This is a genomic window from Gordonia oryzae (assembly GCF_003797185.1).
In the GTDB taxonomy this organism is placed as follows: domain Bacteria; phylum Actinomycetota; class Actinomycetes; order Mycobacteriales; family Mycobacteriaceae; genus Gordonia; species Gordonia oryzae.
Genome location: NZ_RKMH01000006.1, coordinates 231,240 through 247,253 on the forward strand (window position 1 = coordinate 231,240; position 16,014 = coordinate 247,253).

The 16,014-nt window shown below is 67.8% G+C and carries 16 protein-coding genes; 5 read left to right on the forward strand and 11 right to left on the reverse strand.

The features are described 5' to 3' along the window. Window positions 1-392 precede the first annotated feature (392 nt). Entirely contained in the window at window positions 393-1,358 is a 966-nt protein-coding gene (gene dapD, locus EF294_RS09840) for a 2,3,4,5-tetrahydropyridine-2,6-dicarboxylate N-succinyltransferase (protein ID WP_123928875.1), read from the forward strand. A gap of 72 nt (window positions 1,359-1,430) precedes the next feature. Next, a complete protein-coding gene (locus EF294_RS09845) occupies window positions 1,431-1,841 on the forward strand; it encodes a VOC family protein (protein WP_123928878.1) in 411 nt (136 codons plus the stop codon). Here the strand turns inward: EF294_RS09845 and EF294_RS09850 are convergent. The 3 genes from EF294_RS09850 to fdxA are packed head-to-tail and all read right to left on the reverse strand — an operon-like array spanning window position 1,823 to window position 3,984. Continuing rightward, on the reverse strand, window positions 1,823-2,515 hold the full coding sequence (locus tag EF294_RS09850) for a helix-turn-helix domain-containing protein (protein WP_123928881.1): 693 nt from the start codon (window positions 2,513-2,515) through the stop codon (window positions 1,823-1,825). The genes EF294_RS09845 and EF294_RS09850 overlap by 19 nt on opposite strands. Before the next feature lie 13 nt (window positions 2,516-2,528). Further along, entirely contained in the window at window positions 2,529-3,644 is a 1,116-nt protein-coding gene (dapC, locus tag EF294_RS09855; protein ID WP_123928884.1) for a succinyldiaminopimelate transaminase, read from the reverse strand. 7 nt (window positions 3,645-3,651) lie between these two features. After that, entirely contained in the window at window positions 3,652-3,984 is a 333-nt protein-coding gene (gene fdxA, locus EF294_RS09860; protein WP_123928887.1) for a ferredoxin, read from the reverse strand. Between the two features lie 357 nt (window positions 3,985-4,341). On the opposite strand from fdxA, the gene EF294_RS09865 reads away from it, so the two are divergent. Beyond that, the gene (locus EF294_RS09865; protein ID WP_123928890.1) at window positions 4,342-4,971 is read left to right on the forward strand and encodes a cupin domain-containing protein; all 630 of its coding nucleotides are present in this window, start codon (window positions 4,342-4,344) and stop codon (window positions 4,969-4,971) included. Window positions 4,972-4,989: 18 nt separating this feature from the next. Then, window positions 4,990-5,364 (forward strand): rhodanese-like domain-containing protein, encoded by a 375-nt coding sequence (locus EF294_RS09870; protein WP_123928893.1) that lies wholly within the window; start codon window positions 4,990-4,992, stop codon window positions 5,362-5,364. Between the two features lie 396 nt (window positions 5,365-5,760). Here EF294_RS09870 and cofG read toward each other — a convergent pair whose 3' ends face one another. From cofG to typA, 7 genes are read right to left on the reverse strand one after another with little or no spacing between them, the layout of a single operon-like run. Further along, the gene (gene cofG / locus EF294_RS09875) at window positions 5,761-7,005 is read right to left on the reverse strand and encodes a 7,8-didemethyl-8-hydroxy-5-deazariboflavin synthase CofG (protein ID WP_123928896.1); all 1,245 of its coding nucleotides are present in this window, start codon (window positions 7,003-7,005) and stop codon (window positions 5,761-5,763) included. Window positions 7,006-7,011: 6 nt separating this feature from the next. Beyond that, the gene (locus EF294_RS09880; protein WP_123928899.1) at window positions 7,012-8,517 is read right to left on the reverse strand and encodes a flavin-containing monooxygenase; all 1,506 of its coding nucleotides are present in this window, start codon (window positions 8,515-8,517) and stop codon (window positions 7,012-7,014) included. Further along, complete coding sequence (locus EF294_RS09885; RefSeq protein ID WP_123928902.1) at window positions 8,514-9,641, reverse strand: FO synthase; 1,128 nt, start codon at window positions 9,639-9,641, stop codon at window positions 8,514-8,516. The genes EF294_RS09880 and EF294_RS09885 overlap by 4 nt, the downstream gene beginning before the upstream one ends. Before the next feature lie 49 nt (window positions 9,642-9,690). After that, complete coding sequence (locus EF294_RS09890) at window positions 9,691-10,065, reverse strand: facilitated glucose transporter (protein ID WP_123928905.1); 375 nt, start codon at window positions 10,063-10,065, stop codon at window positions 9,691-9,693. Continuing rightward, window positions 10,062-10,994, reverse strand: coding sequence for an N-acetyl-1-D-myo-inositol-2-amino-2-deoxy-alpha-D-glucopyranoside deacetylase (gene mshB, locus EF294_RS09895; protein ID WP_123928908.1), 933 nt, complete (start codon window positions 10,992-10,994; stop codon window positions 10,062-10,064). Before mshB ends, EF294_RS09890 begins: the two co-directional genes overlap by 4 nt. Beyond that, window positions 10,991-12,946, reverse strand: a complete 1,956-nt coding sequence (locus EF294_RS09900; protein WP_123929077.1) for an ABC transporter family substrate-binding protein — start codon at window positions 12,944-12,946, stop codon at window positions 10,991-10,993. Before EF294_RS09900 ends, mshB begins: the two co-directional genes overlap by 4 nt. A 55-nt stretch (window positions 12,947-13,001) precedes the next feature. Next, window positions 13,002-14,927, reverse strand: a complete 1,926-nt coding sequence (typA, locus tag EF294_RS09905) for a translational GTPase TypA (protein WP_123928911.1) — start codon at window positions 14,925-14,927, stop codon at window positions 13,002-13,004. 152 nt (window positions 14,928-15,079) lie between these two features. On the opposite strand from typA, the gene EF294_RS21410 reads away from it, so the two are divergent. Then, window positions 15,080-15,256 carry a hypothetical protein gene (locus EF294_RS21410; protein ID WP_185091017.1) on the forward strand — a complete coding sequence of 59 codons (177 nt, stop codon included), beginning with the start codon at window positions 15,080-15,082 and terminating at the stop codon, window positions 15,254-15,256. Window positions 15,257-15,401: 145 nt separating this feature from the next. Here EF294_RS21410 and EF294_RS09910 read toward each other — a convergent pair whose 3' ends face one another. Beyond that, a complete protein-coding gene (locus tag EF294_RS09910) occupies window positions 15,402-16,001 on the reverse strand; it encodes a TetR/AcrR family transcriptional regulator (protein WP_123928913.1) in 600 nt (199 codons plus the stop codon). Window positions 16,002-16,014 lie beyond the last annotated feature (13 nt).

The following is a 16,014-nucleotide window of genomic DNA, read 5'->3' on the forward strand; positions in this document are numbered from 1 at the left end:
GTGCGGAGTCCGGAGTCCACGTTCGGCCATGATGCGACAATACGGACATCACCCGGTCGCGACCAGCACGTTCGGCCGTTCGGATGATGGTTCGATCGTCTCCGGAGATGATCGCCATGTCCGCTCGTTCTCACTCGCTGTCACCGTCGTCGAAATGGTCGCCTTCGGTGTCGCCGCCACGACGACGACCACGCCGCGGGCCGGAAGGTGCATCGCAGCGCACTGATCCCGACTACACCGACACCGATACCGAGCACCACCTGCGCGACTATCGACACAGTGCGTGACCTGATGGTTCCGCCGGCTTGTGATGGGAGGCTCCGCCGCGGCGGAAAACCGCCGCCTGATCCGGCTGCCAACCGCACCGTGCCCCACCGGTAAGCTCGGGTGCCGTGACGAACAATGGTGCACACGCAGTCGGAATCGCCACGGTGACCAACGGGGGTTCCGCTGATCCCGGCGTCATCCTCGACGTCTGGTTCCCCGAGCCGCAACTCGGTACGAGTGAGCAGAGCGGCACGACGATCCTGGACGACGCCGCGACTCCTGGCGATCTTCGTGACCTGGTCGGGGTCGACGCGGTCCGCCGGGTCAAAACCGTCGCCGTATCGACCACGATTGCCGAACTGTCGGCGCCGCCGGTCGACGCCTACGACGTCTACCTGCGTCTGCACCTGCTTTCGCATCGTCTCGTTGCGCCGCACGGCACCAACCTCGACGGCATCTTCGGTCTTCTCGCCAATGTGGTGTGGACCAATCACGGCCCCTGCCCGGTCGAGGGCTTCGAGAAGATTCGCGCCGGACTGCGCGCCCGCGGCAACGTGACCGTGTACAGCATCGACAAGTTCCCACGCATGGTTGATTACGTCGCCCCCGGCGGCGTGCGCATCGGCGACGCCGACCGCGTCCGACTCGGCGCGCACCTCGCGCCCGGCACCACGGTCATGCACGAGGGCTTCGTGAACTTCAACGCCGGCACCCTCGGCGAGTCGATGGTCGAGGGCCGCATCTCCGCAGGTGTCGTCGTCGGTGACGGCTCCGACGTCGGCGGCGGCGCGTCCACGATGGGCACGCTGTCCGGCGGCGGCAAGGAGCGCATCGTCCTCGGCAAGCGCTGCCTGCTCGGCGCGAACTCCGGCTGCGGCATCCCCCTCGGCGACGACTGCGTCATCGAGGCCGGACTCTACGTCACCGCGGGCACCAAGGTCACCGGGCCCGACGGCACCACCGTCAAGGCCCGCGACCTCGCCGGCCAGTCCAATCTGCTGTTCCGTCGCAACAGCCTCAACGGCGCGGTCGAGGTGGTGCCGTGGAAGGGCGACGGCATCGCCCTCAACGAGGCCCTGCACAAGAACTGACACACCACCGCGCGCCGGGACCTGTCCGAAACGTTCAAGACACCTGTGGTGCGGTGACCATACGGTGATCGCATGACCGACACCGCGCACACCCCAGGACCGATCCTCGACGCCCTGTCCATCGTCGTCGCCGACATGGCGGCCACCGTCGACTTCTATACGCACCTCGGTCTGCGATTCGAGCCCGGCGCCGCCGACGCCTCGCATGTGGAGAGTTCGGTGGGCCCGATGAGGATTCTCTTCGACACCCGCACCGTCGTCGCCTCGTTCATGCCTGGGTGGACCGAACCCACCGGTGGCCATCGGATCGCGCTCGCGTTCGCCTGCGCCACTCCGGCCGAGGTCGATGCCGAGCACGCGGCGCTCGACGCCGCCGGATACCGGTCGATACTCGAGCCGTTCAACGCCGTCTGGGGTCAGCGGTATGCGGTCATCGCCGACCCCGACGGCAACCCCATCGACCTCTACAGTCCGCTGGTCTGACCGCCGGTCCACACCGTCGGCGGTGCGCCGGTGAGTTCGGCGAAGTCGCGGCACATGTGCGCGTGGTCGGCGTACCCGGCGCGCGCAGCGATACCGCTGAGATCCTCCCCGGCGTCGCCGAGCAACGCCAGCGCAGCCCGCATCCGCAGGATCCGAGCGAGAATCTTGGGGCCATACCCGAAGTACTGCAACGACAGCCGATGCAGGGTGCGCACCGACACCGAGGCCATCTCGGCGCATGCGGACACCGGGACACCGCGTGCCAGCATCGAAGGCAACGTCCCGATCCACGGCGGGGGTGATTGACCGGGTGTGGCGTCGCACAGCGCGAACAGCGTGGCCCCGACATCGTCGGCGGCCGCGAGCCTGTCCTCCCAGCGTCGCACGTCCGACGACGGCCAGAGATCGCCCAGCGACACTCGCGAATCCCGGAAATCCGACGCGGGGGCGCCGAGAAGTCCGGGCGCGTACCCGGGCGCGAATCGCAGTCCGGTCATGTCCCGGCGCCGGTCGGTGCCGAAGACGTACGGCCCGGTGTCGGGGCCCGCGATCAGGAGTTCCTCGCCGGTCCAGAGCAGATCCATGCATCCATCAGGCAAGATGATCGACTCACCAGGAGTAATCTCGGCGCGCCAGCACGTCGCCGGTCTCGCAGAGCGCTCGGCGGATGTCACCTGCGGTCGCGGCTCAGGCCAGGCGTTGCACCGCGGTCGCGATGCGCTCGTCGGTCGCCGTCAGCGCGATCCGCACGTGGTCGACGCCCGCGGGCCCGTAGAAGTCGCCCGGCGCGGCGAGGATGCCTCGCCGCGCGAGCCAATCGACGGTCTCCCGGCACGGTTCGCCGCGGGTGGCCCACAGGTACAGACCGGCCTCAGAGTGGTCGATGGTGAAGCCCGCTGCGCGGACCGCCGCGGACAGCTCGGTTCGGCGCTCGGCATAGCGGGCGCGCTGGACCTCGACGTGCGCATCGTCGGTGAGCGCTGCTGTCATCGCCGCCTGAATCGGGTACGGCACCATCAGCCCGGCATGTTTGCGCACGGCCAGGAGTTCGGCGATCAGGTCGCGGTCACCGGCGAAGAAACCCGCGCGATAGGACGCCAGGTTGGAGATCTTCGACAACGAGTGGACCGCGAGCAGCCCGGTGTGATCGCCGTCGGAGACACGTGGGTCGAGCACCGAGACGGCCTCGGCGTCCCAGGACAAACCGAGATAGCACTCGTCGGAGATGACGACGGTCCCGCGTTCGCGCGCCCACTCGATCACCTTGCGCAGGTGGTCGACCCCGAGGACTTTGCCAGTCGGGTTGGACGGCGAGTTCAGGAACAGCACGGCCGGGCGCGCCGGCCCGAGCGCCACCGTCGAATCGGCACGCACTGGGGTCGCACCGGCCAGCAGGGCACTGGCCTCATAGGTCGGGTAGGCGACCTCGGGAATGACGACCATCTCGCCGACGCCGACACCGAGCGTCGCGACCACCCCCGCGATGGCCTCCTTGGTTCCGACCACCGGAAGGATGCTCGACTCGTCCACGCCGGCGGCGCCGTAGCGACGACCCAAGGCCGCGGCTGCGGCGTCGCGCAGAGCTGTGGTCCCGATCGTCGTCGGATAGCCCGGGAACTCCGAGGCCTGCGCGAGTGCCTCGCGGATGACCGGATCGACGGGATCGACCGGGGTACCGACCGAGAGGTCGACGATGCCATCGGGATGGCAGTTCGCGGTGGCCTTGGCCTCGGCAAGGGTGTCCCACGGAAAATCGGGAAGGGCGGCACTGACCCGGCGTCGGGCCGGACGGTCACCGGTCACCGCGAACTCAGTCCTCGTCCTCGTTCATCGGGGGCAAGGACTTGATGAAGGGCGGGTCGAAGTCGGTCTTGCCGACCTTGCTGGCACCGCCCGGCGAGCCCAGCTCGTCGAAGAAGTCGGCATTGGCACTGAGGTACGGATCCCATTCGTCGGGGACGTCATCCTCGTAGAAGATCGCCTCCACCGGACACACCGGCTCGCAGGCACCACAGTCCACACATTCATCCGGCTGGATGTAGAGACTGCGACCACCTTCGTAGATGCAATCGACCGGGCACTCCTCCACGCATGCCTTGTCCATCACATCCACGCAGGGTTCCGCGATGATGTAGGTCACCACACACTCCTTTGCTGCAAACACTTCGGTCGGCCGCCGTCGCGCAGCGGGCCGAGATGTACGCGAGGGCTGGTCGCGTCGAGCACGCAGGCAGCGGCAATCCGCAGCTCTGAAAGACCGCACACGCGCGTGGTCCTAGAGTATCTGCCCACCAGGCGCCCCTCCCACACCCGCCCCTGCTCACCGACGATCGTTGAGTCACACATCACACCGGGTCCCGGTTGCGCCCAGGGTGAGCAGAACCCTCCCGCTCATGTCGATCCGCGGTCACCCTGGTCGGGTGAGCACTCCATCGAGGCGATGTCGCGGCGGTCACCGTATCCGACGCACTCCCCTCGCCCCTCGTTCGCAGGAGAACTCATGACTTCGACCCTGTCCTCCCCTACCCTGTCCTCCCGTACCCAGCCGTCCCGTTCACACCGCCCGGACCGGTCCGCCCGCCACACCGCCGCCCACCTTCCGACCCGGCTACGCCCGGCCGACCTGCTGCGAATCACCGACCAGGGCGTCGCCGACGTCCTCGACCGACGGTACGACCACCTGCTGCCGACCACCTGGGACCCGGTGGAACGGTGGTCGACCCGTCTGGAATCCGACGACGACCTCGACCTGTGGCTGATCAGTTGGACGCCGGACCGCTCCACCCACCTTCACGATCATGCCGGATCGCTGGGAGCGCTGACCGTGTTGAGCGGCGCACTGCGCGAGTATCGCTGGACTGGTGACGATCTCGCGCTGCGCATCCTCTCGGCTGGCGATCAGGCGGCATTCCCGCTGGGCTGGGTCCACGACGTGCAGCATCACGGGAGCATCCCGCCGGCGCGTGGTCTCACCGCCCCGACAGGCGATGCCCCCGTGGCCACTTCGAGCGGTCCGACGCTCAGCGTCCACGCGTACTCCCCGCCATTGACCGCGATGTCGTTCTACGAGGTGACCGACGGCGGCGCACTCCGCCGGACCCGGACCGAACTGACCGACGACCCGGAATAGAGCACCTATCGTGAACCCATGGCGATGACCATCGACGACATGCTGCTCGTCGCGCGGAAGTCCCTGCAACGACTAGCCGCCGAGGATCTCGCCGCCGAACTCGCCGCCGGTGCCGTGCTCGTCGACATCCGCCCAGCCGCGCAACGCGCTGCCGAGGGTGGGGTTGCCGAGGCACTCGTGATCGAACGCAATGTCCTGGAATGGCGATGCGATCCGGCCAGCGACGCGCGGATCCCACAGGCCGTCAACCACGACGTGCGGTGGATCATCCTGTGCTCGGAGGGGTACACCTCGAGCCTGGCGGCGGCATCGTTGCAGCAGTTGGGATTGCACCGCGCCACCGACGTCGTCGGGGGATATCGGGCCCTCGCGGCGCATCACGATGCCCGGTGAGCCGATAACCCCGACCGAATTCATCGCCGTCGCTCGCCCCCGCGCGCTCGCTCGGGGGCCGTGACCGTCACGCCGGCGCAGCGCACGAGACGACGCCGCGCAGCAATGCCCGGACGCATACTTCGCGCAATATCCGGACCTGCAGCCGACGGCCGACCCCGACATCATGCGCCTGCGCGTCCGTCCACAATGGTTGTGCTGCAACGGCTATCGACCGGACGGCGGCGAGGCCATCGAGTGACTCTGATGAGCGCGGCCCCGCTGACGATCGGCAGCCAGACCGCTCACGCCACCGCCGACCACGTCCGGGGTGACGGAATCCGATCGGCAGCCAGACCGCTCACGCCACCGCCGACCACGTCCGGGGTGACGGAATCCGATCGGCAGCCAGACCGCTCACGCCACCGCCGACCACGTCCGGGGTGACGGAATCCGATCGGCAGCCAGACCGCTGTGCGGATCGCTCAGTGCCGCTACGTGCTCATGCAGTGCCGGGTCGATCCACGACGACGCGTCGAGGATGTACGGCGGCTGCGCGGTGAGACGTTCGGTCAGGGTGAATCCTGCGCCCGCGGTGAGGTCGGCGAGCGCGTCGAGGTTGGGCCACGGGCGTTCGGGATTGACGTGATCGGGCGTCAACGGTGACACCCCACCCCAGTCGTCGACGCCGGAAGCGATGAGTGCCTCGCATTCGGCCGCCGACACCAGGTTCGGCGGCGCCTGAATCCGCATGTGCCGACCGAGCACGATCCGCGCGGTCGCGACCGCGGCGAGGAATTCGGTCATCTCGGCATCGGGGGTACCACGCATCGCGGTGTCCGGCTTGGCCCGGAAGTTCTGCACGATCACTTCCTGAATGTGCCCGCCGGCAGCGGCGATCTCGGCCATCGCAAGCAACGATTGCGCTCTCTCGGGGAGACTTTCACCGATGCCCACGAGGATTCCAGTGGTGAACGGAATCCCGACCGCGCCCGCGTCACGCAACACCTGCAGTCGTACCAGCGGATCCTTGTCTGGGCTGCCGTAATGAGGCATACCCTTCCCGGTGAACAGTCGGCGCGAGGTGGTCTCGAGCATCATGCCCATCGACGGGGCGACCGGGCGGAGGGCGGTCATCTCCTCGGCGCTCATCACACCCGGATTCAAGTGCGGCAACAACCCTGTGCGCGACAGGACCGCGATCGCGGCGGCGCGAAGGTAATCCAGCGTGGAGGTGTAACCACGCTCGGACAGCCATTGCGCGGCCTGCGGCCACCGATCCTCCGGCCGGTCACCGAGAGTGAACAATGCTTCCTTGCAACCGAGTTCGGCGCCCTTGCGCGCTATGTCGACGACCTCGTCGAGCTCGAGGTACATCCCCGCACCGGCCCGCGCGAGCTTCCCTGGGATCGTCACAAAGGTGCAGTAGTGGCATCGGTCGCGACACAGTGTGGTCAGTGGGATGAACACCTTGCGCGAGTAGGTGACCTGCCCGGATCGTCCGGCAGCCGCGAGTCCCTCATCGCGGAGATCGGCGGCGATTCGTTGCAGCGCATGCAGATCGGCGCCGGACGCCGACAACAGGGTGCTCGCCACCTCGACGTCGGTGACCTCGGCGCTCATCGCGGCATCGAGTGCCTCGACCATGCTCATGGACGGCATCAGTGCTCACTCCCCTCGCTCGCTGGTGGTGGCCACTGAGGATCGGGTGACAAACGGCTCCGGATCGAACGTGCCGTTGCGCTCGCGGAACGACAACGCCGTACCCGGCCACAGCAGTGTCAGCCGACCACTCTCGGGATCGACATACCAACTGTCGCAACCGGTCAACCACACCGTATCGGAACTCCGGTCGTCGATCTCCCGGGTGTATGCGGCCTCGGCGTCCGCGGTGACCTCGAGTGCGGCAATCCCCGCCTCGGTCATGTGATCGAGGGCGCCGACGACGTAATCGAGTTGCGTCTCGATCATGTAGATCGCCGAATTGTGGCCGAGAGCCGCATTCGGGCCGTCGAGCACGAACATGTTCGGAAAGCCGGCCACCACGGTCGAGGCGTAGGAGATCATGCCGTGCCGCCAGTGGTCGGCGAGCAACTCGCCGTCCCGGCCGTGCACGCGCGTGGCGACCGGCGGCCGCGCCGTCTCGAAACCCGTTGCCATGACCAGGATGTCAAGTTCATGACTGCGACCGCTGGACGCCCGCGCCTTCGATTCGACGACCGAGTCGAGCGACCCCGGCTCGAAGACGACGTTCTCACGCAACAAAGTAGGATAGAAATCGTCACTGAGAAGGATTCGTTTACAACCGATCTCGTAGTCTGGGGTGAGTTCGGCACGCAGCACCGGATCAGCAATCTGCGCGCACAGATGCCTCAATGCCCGCGCCCGGATCTCGTCGATGTCGGGACGGCGACGCAGCCGCTGCGCGAACGCAGCGTCGGCGTTGAGCAGCAGTTCGTTCCGGTGTGCGGCTGCCCGCTGCGGGTCTACGAGCTCTGCCCGCTCGGCGGGGTCGAGTCGACGATCCTCGCGCGGCACGATGTAGGGCGGGGTGCGGCTGAAGATGACGAGCTCAGCGGCGCGGTCGGCCACATGCGGCACGATCTGGATCGCCGACGCCCCGGTACCGACCACCCCGACCCGGGCGCCTGCCAGATCGAGGTCGGGCTCCCAGGCGGCGGTGTGGACCACGGTCCCCGGAAAGTCGTCGAGGCCCTCGATGTCGGGGATTCTCGGCTCCGACAACCTGCCCACGGCCAGCAACAGGATTCGAGCGGTCAGCGACTGCGCACCCTCGCCGCACTCGGTAACCAGATGCCATCGGGCACTCTGCGCATCCCATGTGGCACTGGCGAGTTCGCGACCAAGAAGGATGTGGTCGGCAAGTCCTTCGTCCTGGACGAGCCGGTCGAGGTAGGCGCGGATCTCGGCGCCGGCGGGATAGACCGCCGACCAGTCGGCGGGAGGACGGAACGAGAACGAATAGAGGTGACCGGGGATGTCGCAGGCGATGCCGGGATAGATGTTGTCACGCCAGGTTCCGCCCACGGCGTCGGCGCGTTCGAGGACCACGAACGATTCCTTCGCGCGCCGTGCCAGATGCGTGGCCATGCCCAGCCCGGCGAATCCCGCCCCGACGATCGCGACGTCGACGTGGGGTGCGCCCGCGGTCACCGGCCTGCCCGGTGCGGGATCGGCCGACCGCCGGGCTGCCGATAGGCGGTGGTCCGCTGGACCGGCGTGCGGCCGGCGCGCTCGGCGAATCCGGCGAGGGTATCCGCGTCGAGGAGGCGACCGGCCTCAGGGCCGGCCGACGGCATGATCGTGCCGTCGAGGAGCATTCCGCCGATATCGTCAACCCCGCCCCGCAGCACCTCGTCGACGACGTCGGCGTCGAGCTTGGTCCAGGCGACCTGAATGTGGTCGAACCGACCCAGGGTGACCAGCCGCGCGACGGCGTGAATCGCCCGCGTCTCGCGGCGTGAGGCGATCGCCTCCGCCGCCGACCGCAGGTGGGGTGGGGTGTTGTCGGCGACCATCGGCATCAGGATGAGCTCACTGAACCCGCCTGTACGCGACTGGATCCCGCACAGGGTCCGCAAATGGGCGAGAACGTGGCCCGGCGTTTCGACATGCCCGTACAACACCGTCGCCGTCGAAAACAGTCCCGCCTCGTGCGCTGCGGTGATGACCTCGATCCATCGGTCGCGGGCGTGGTCGGCCCCGGACGGTGCGAGGACGGCACGGACCTCGTCGTCGAGGATCTGCGCCGCGGTTCCCGGCACCGAACCGAGTCCGGCGCCGCGTGCGCGGCGCAGGAACTCCTCGACGTCGATGCCCAGGCGGGCGGCGGCGTCGCGGATCTCCGGTGGGCGGTAGGCGTGCAGATGGACCGGCGCCGCGGCGGTGATCCGCTCGATCAGGTTCAGGTATCCCTCGGCCGGGGCATCGGCGGGTAGTGGCCCCTGCATGCAGATCTCGGTCGCCCCGAGCTCGTGGGCCTCGACGACCAGATCCTCCAGTGACGGTTCGGCGGTCAGGCTCGCGGCGACCGCGGTGTCGAGATTGCGATTCACCACATAGGTGAGGGCCTCGGGATCGGTAACCGCACGGCGTGCCGCGTCGGCGTGCGCGCACAGCTCGTCGAGGAGATCGCCGTCGGCGCCGAGCAGCGCGATCCACTCCTCCTCGCAGAGGTCGGCCGACGTCCCTACCGGGGCGGTAGACAATCGCTCCAGCGCCGCGGCGACCCGCTCGACGGGCGCCCGTCGATCGGTCGCCCACGCGCGCAACACCATGGACCCACTCTAGCCGCAGCCCACCGGCGCCCGAGTCGGCTCGGGGTGCTCACACGTCTGGACGTGGCAGCCGTCCCGACCAGATCAGTGCCACCGGGATGCCAAGTCCGAACAGGACCAACATCAGCGTCGCGGGAACGGTGGTACCGCCGAGGTAGAGCACCACGTCACCGCCCGGACCGGTGAACGCCGCGACCAGCAGGACCAGAACCCACGCGGTCAACGGCGCGAATCTCAGCGGCGATTCGGTGGTGCGCGCCGCCAGCCACAGCAGTATCGCGTTGACCAGGCCCGCGACGATGGCGACGGCCGGAACGGGCTGCCCCCACACCCGCAGGTAGCAGAACGCGACCGATCCCAGTCCAACCACGACACCGTCGACGACCAGCATCGCGAGGAGGAAGCGGTCGAGCGCGCGGGTCACGGTCGCGCCTGTGCGGGACGGCGTTGCGGGGTGAACAGATCGCTGTTGCGAGCGGTGGGCTCGTTCGGTGCGGGGTTCGAGGACCCCTCTGCTGCCTGGCTGCGCAAGATGAAGTGCTCGACGTCGAAGATCGGCGCGAGGATGTTGTTGGACAAGGCGTATTCGGTCCGCGAGGGCGCCACGGTCACCTGCGTCGCGTGTACAGCCAGGGCGTCGACCTTGCGCTGGTACACCCCACCGATGTCGATGGCGGTGGTGATCCGGTTGTCGGGATAGCTGGGCAGTTCGGCGTCATGCGGCATCCGCCAGCCGTCGGGGACGCGGTCGGCCGCCGCGGCAAGACCGGCGCGCAGTGCGCTCGCCTCGGTGACCGACTCGTACACCAGGTAGTCGGTTCCGGTCCGCCCCGAGGCGATCGGTACCGCGGCCACCGATGCCTCGTGCACCGTCATGTGGTCGGGGTGTCCGTAGGTCCCCGCGGCGTCATAGGTGACGACCACCTGCGGATCGAACTCGGCGATCTCGTCGGCCAGCGCCGCGACGACCGTGTCGAACGGTCCCTGCGCCAGCGCGCGCGGGTGCTCCGCCGACGGTGTCCCGGCCATCCCGGAGTCGCGCCAGCGTCCGGCGCCGCCGAGGAATCGCGGGGTCAGCGGCGGGCGACCGGGCGGGGTGAGCGCCTCGAGCGCCCTGGTCAATTCGAGGATGCGGTAGCCGCCGAGCTGATCGGCACCGCCGTCGGCGACCAGTCGAGCCCAACGGTCGCCGATCACCTCGCCCTCTTCACCCAGGGTGAAGGTGACCACCCGCACGTCGACCCCCTCGTCGAGATATCGGGCGATGGTGCCACCGGTCATGATGGTCTCGTCGTCGGGGTGGGCGTGCAGTAGCAGCAGTCGGCGGCCTGCCGACTCGGACGGTTCGGTCATGTGATGTCCCAGGTGGCGGCGGTGCCGTAAATGGAGGTCTGAATCGGCCCGGACAGCGGCACACCGGTCACCGCCGGCGTCACCCCCACGAGCATGCTGTCCTGATAGAGCGGCAGGTAGATCGCCTGATCTGCCAGCAATGGTTCGGCCTCGGCGAGCATCGGCGTCGGGTCGTCGGCCGAGAGTGCATCGCGGGCAAGGGAGATCAGCGCGGGATCACACACCCCGGAGATGTTGCTGGCGTACACGGTGGTCGCACCCGACGCGTCCTGGCTGGGTGCGACGCTGGTGGGCGTCGGGGGTGTCGACAGCGACGGCGCGGTCCCGGGCTTGGGCTGATCGCAGTCGACCTGCGAGGCCAGCGCCGCCGCCGGGGGCACGCCGAGCCCCGTCCATCCGACGACCAGATCGACGCGGGAATCGGTCAGCGCAACGCCGTAGAGGTCACTGTTGGGCAGAGACACCACCCCGGCTCGGACACCGGCGGACCGCAGTTGATCGACGATGTTCGCCGCGGCCGACGTCGCCCGGGGGTCACCGCTGATCGCCCCGACCCGAACCGTCAGATCCTGGCCATCCTTCTCGAACGGGATGACACCGTCGGGCACCGGGGCGACACTGGGCTCCGCCGCTGTCGGGGTACTACTCGGTGCCGACGAGCTCCGCGGACTCACCGAACTCGACGGACCCGCCGAACTCGTTGGACCGACGGAAGTCGTTGGACCGGCGGAAGTCGATGGGCTCGGAGCGCCGGATGTCGGGGATTCCGGGGCGGGTGGCGTGCGCTTGTATCCCGCGGCGGCGAGCAGATCGTCGATCGCCTGCGGAGCCGGGCGTGGACGGTTCACCGGGAAGTATCCCGGGTCCGACGGTGCGTACACGGTGTTGGCGTACTGCTGCACCACCCATTCTCCGGCGCCGGCAAGCGTGGCGAGGTTGGTGTCGATCATGCCGAGGATCGCGCGCCGGACCTCCACCCGATTCATTACCGGGGTTCGTGCGTTGACACTGACCGTGAGGGCCCGCGAAGTCGGCCCGCGCTGATCGGTCACCCCAGGTACCGCGGTGAGCTCGGCCGCGGTCGCCGGGCCCGCGCCGACGGTCGCCAGCGCCGAGCCACCCGAGCGGATCGAGTCGATCATCTGCGAGTCGGTACCGGCTCGGCGCAACACCACCTGATCGAGTTTCGATGGCGTCATCCAGTAGCGGTCGTTGCGGATCAACCGCACCTCATCACGGGTGGGGTCGAGGGAAAAGATCTGAAAAGGACCGGCCGACACCGGCTTTCCCGAGTCCATACCGGTCTGGAAGCCGGCCGGGGTGCCACGAAGCACATGGCTGGGCAGCAGATTGGTGAATAGTTCCCGCCACCGCGGATAGGGCCGGGCGAACCGGACCTCGACGACCTTGCTCCCCGCACTGGAGGTAACCGAGTCGATCAACCGATAGCCGGCCGGCGCCACCACATTCGGCTGTCGCGACATCTGCTGCCACAGGTAGTTGAAATCGTCTCCGGTCACGGGCAGACCGTCGGACCACTGCGCATTGGTGTGGATGCGGTAGGTGACTGTGAACGGCTGGGTGGAGGTGACCTCCGCCGAGGTCACCAGAGCGTCGTTGCGTCGCCACACGACACCGTCGGGCGTCTGCATCGGAAGGAACGCACTGGGCAGAGTCATCGCGGCGATGGCCGTGGTGACCGGATTCTGATCGGCGCCAAGATGCGGATTGAAGCCCGTGCCGATCGAATCGGTGGCGATGTAGATGGTCTTGCCGTCGGGATACTCGGTCGGCGTCTGAGGGCTCGCGGTGTCCCGCACGGGCGGCGGCGGGTTGGCGGTACACGCCGCGGAGCCGAGCACCGCCGCCAGGACCGTGAGGACGAGCAGGAGTGATCGCCCGGCCGAATGCGTCGCGCGACGCCGCCTCGACCGCTCACATCCCACGTCCATCACGAATCCACTCACCCCCAGACCACGACCACGTTCACCCGAGCACGTTCGGGACTCAGCCCGCCGCGGCATCCCGCGTCTTGGCGCGCGAACGCTCACGGGCTCGGGTGGTGGCATCCAGATGCACCTTACGCACCCGCACCACCTCGGGAGTCGCCTCGACACACTCATCGGCGGCACAGAACTCCATCGCGCCCTCGAGCTCGAGATGCATCGGCTTGGCGAGGGTCTCCATCACATCGGCCGACGACTGCCGCATGTTGGTCAGCTTCTTCTCACGGGTCACGTTGATGTCGAGGTCCTCCGCGCGCGGGTTGATGCCCACGACGTGGCCCTCGTAGGTGTCGTCGCCGGGATCGACGAAGAACGTCCCGCGGTCGGCGAGCTGGATCATCGCGAACGGCGTGACGGTACCCGCACGGTCACTGACCAGCGACCCGGTGTGCCGGGCGCGGATCTCGCCGGCCCATGCGGCATACCCGTCGAAGACCGCATTGGCGATACCGGTACCACGGGTCTCGGTGAGGAAGTCGGTGCGGAAGCCGATCAGGCCGCGGGAGGGCACGGTGAACTCCATACGCACCCAGCCAGAGCCGTGGTTGTTCATCTGGTCCATCCGCCCCTTACGGGCCGCGAGCAACTGGGTCACCGCGCCGAGGTACTCCTCGGGTACGTCGATGGTGAGGTGTTCGAACGGCTCGTGCACCTTGCCGTCGACCCGACGGGTCACCACCTGCGGCTTGCCGACGGTCAACTCGAAGCCCTCGCGGCGCATTTGTTCGACCAGGATGGCCAGCGCGAGCTCACCACGGCCCTGCACCTCCCAGGCGTCGGGCCGGTTGATGTCGACAACGCGCAGCGAGACGTTGCCGATGAGCTCGGTGTCGAGACGATCCTTGACCATGCGCGCGGTCAGCTTGTGGCCCTTGACCCGACCGGCCAGCGGCGAGGTGTTGGTGCCGATGATGACCGAGATCGCCGGCTCGTCGACGGTGATGCGCGGCAACGGGACCGGATTCTCGGCGTCGGCGAGGGTGTCGCCGATCATGATCTCCGGGATGCCCGCGATCGCAACGATGTCACCGGCGACGGCGGATTCGGCCGGACTGCGCTCGACGCCGACGGTGGCCAGCAGTTCGGTGATCTTCGCGCGTTCGATGACCGGCTCGAGCGTCCCGTCCTCCTTGGTGACCGCACGGCACCAGGAGACGGTCTGCCCCTTCTTCAGGGTGCCGTTGTGGATACGCACGAGTCCGAGGCGACCCAGGAACGGCGACGCGTCGAGGTTGGTCACATGGGCCTGCAGCGGCGCCTCGGGATCGCCCTTGGGGGCGGGCACGTGCTCGAGCAGGACATCGAAGAAGGGATCGAGGTTCTCCCCGTCGGGCACCTCACCGTTGGCTGGCTGCTCGGTCGAGGCGATACCGGCACGGCCCGAGGCGTAGAGGACGGGCAGGTCGAGCACCTGTTCGGCCGCCGACGCGGCTTCCTCGTCGAGGTCGGAAGCCAGATCCAGCAGCAGATCGTGGGTTTCTTCGACGACCTCGGCGATACGGGCATCGGGACGGTCGGTCTTGTTGACCACGAGTATCACCGGCAACGACGCGCTGAGCGCCTTGCGTAGCACGAACCGCGTCTGCGGCAGCGGGCCCTCGGAAGCGTCGACCAGCAGCACGACGCCGTCGACCATCGACAGACCACGCTCGACCTCACCGCCGAAATCGGCGTGGCCCGGGGTGTCGATGACGTTGATGACGACCTCGGTGCCGTCGGGCTGACGACGGTGGACCGCGGTGTTCTTGGCGAGGATGGTGATGCCCTTCTCTCGCTCCAGGTCACCGGAATCCATCACACGGTCGACGAGCTCGGCGCGCTCGCCGAACACCCCGGACTGTCGGAGCATCGCATCGACCAACGTGGTCTTGCCGTGGTCGACGTGCGCGACGATCGCGACGTTGCGGAAGTTGGGAGCAGGGCTCACTGAGATCTCTTTCGTGTACGGGGGCGGTCACTCGGCGCACGCGGGACCGGCGCCGGCAGACTGACGACGGCTAACAGCGTATCGGGTCCACGGGAGAGACCGCGATCACAGCGGAGTGTCCGTGGGTGAACGGCCGGTGCTAGCGTCACCGCATGGGCACGAAAAACCCGGCAAAGATCGCCGACCTCAAGCCCAAAAAGAAGTGCTGTCGCTCCAAGACCCGCTGCGTACGCTGTCCGGTCGTCATCGCTCGGATGCGCAAACTCGACGTCGACTCGATGAGCAAGAAGGAACTCGGCAAGGCACTCAAGAAGGCACGGGCTGCCTGACGGTATCCCGCGCCGACAGCACCCCCTCTACCGCGACAGCGCCCGGTCTATTTGCCGACAGCGCCCGTCCCGACGCCGACAGCGCCCGGTTTATCGCCGACAGCGCCCGTCCCGACACCGACAGCGCTGTGAGCACCCAGCGCGCCTACCCAACGGCGTCGACCGCGTCGATCACTAGCGCCTCAACGTCGATCTCGATCAACGCTGCCATCGGTTCAAGAGCACGGTTGGCCACCAGCACGGCCAACCCGTGAATGGACATCCAGAAACGAACGGTGGCGGTCCACGAATACTGATCACCGACGAATTCCGCAACGACTGAGTGCAATTCGGCGATCATGGGTAGCGATAGCGATCGCAGGTCGGCCCCGGACCCGACGAGAATGTCGTGGCGGAACATAAGCTCAAACATCGCGCGCCGGCGTTGGGCAAAGCCGATGTACGCGCTCGCCGCGGAGACGAGTCGATCCCGCGGAGGTGTTGAGCGGTCTCGCAGTACCGGTGCGATCTCCGTACCAAGATCGTCGAGTCCGCTACGAGCGACGGCGGCCACGAGTTGCGCATGCGTCGGGAAGTACCGGCGTGGGGCACCGTGTGACACACCCGCGCTCCTTGCTATCGCCCGCACCCCCAGTGCTGTGAGCCCATCACTCTCGAGCAACTCCACTCCTGCGGCCACAAGACGAGAACGTGTCGTGTCGGCAGGCCTCCCTTTGGCGTTGGTCATGTAGACATTGTCTACCATGTGTCGAGTAGAC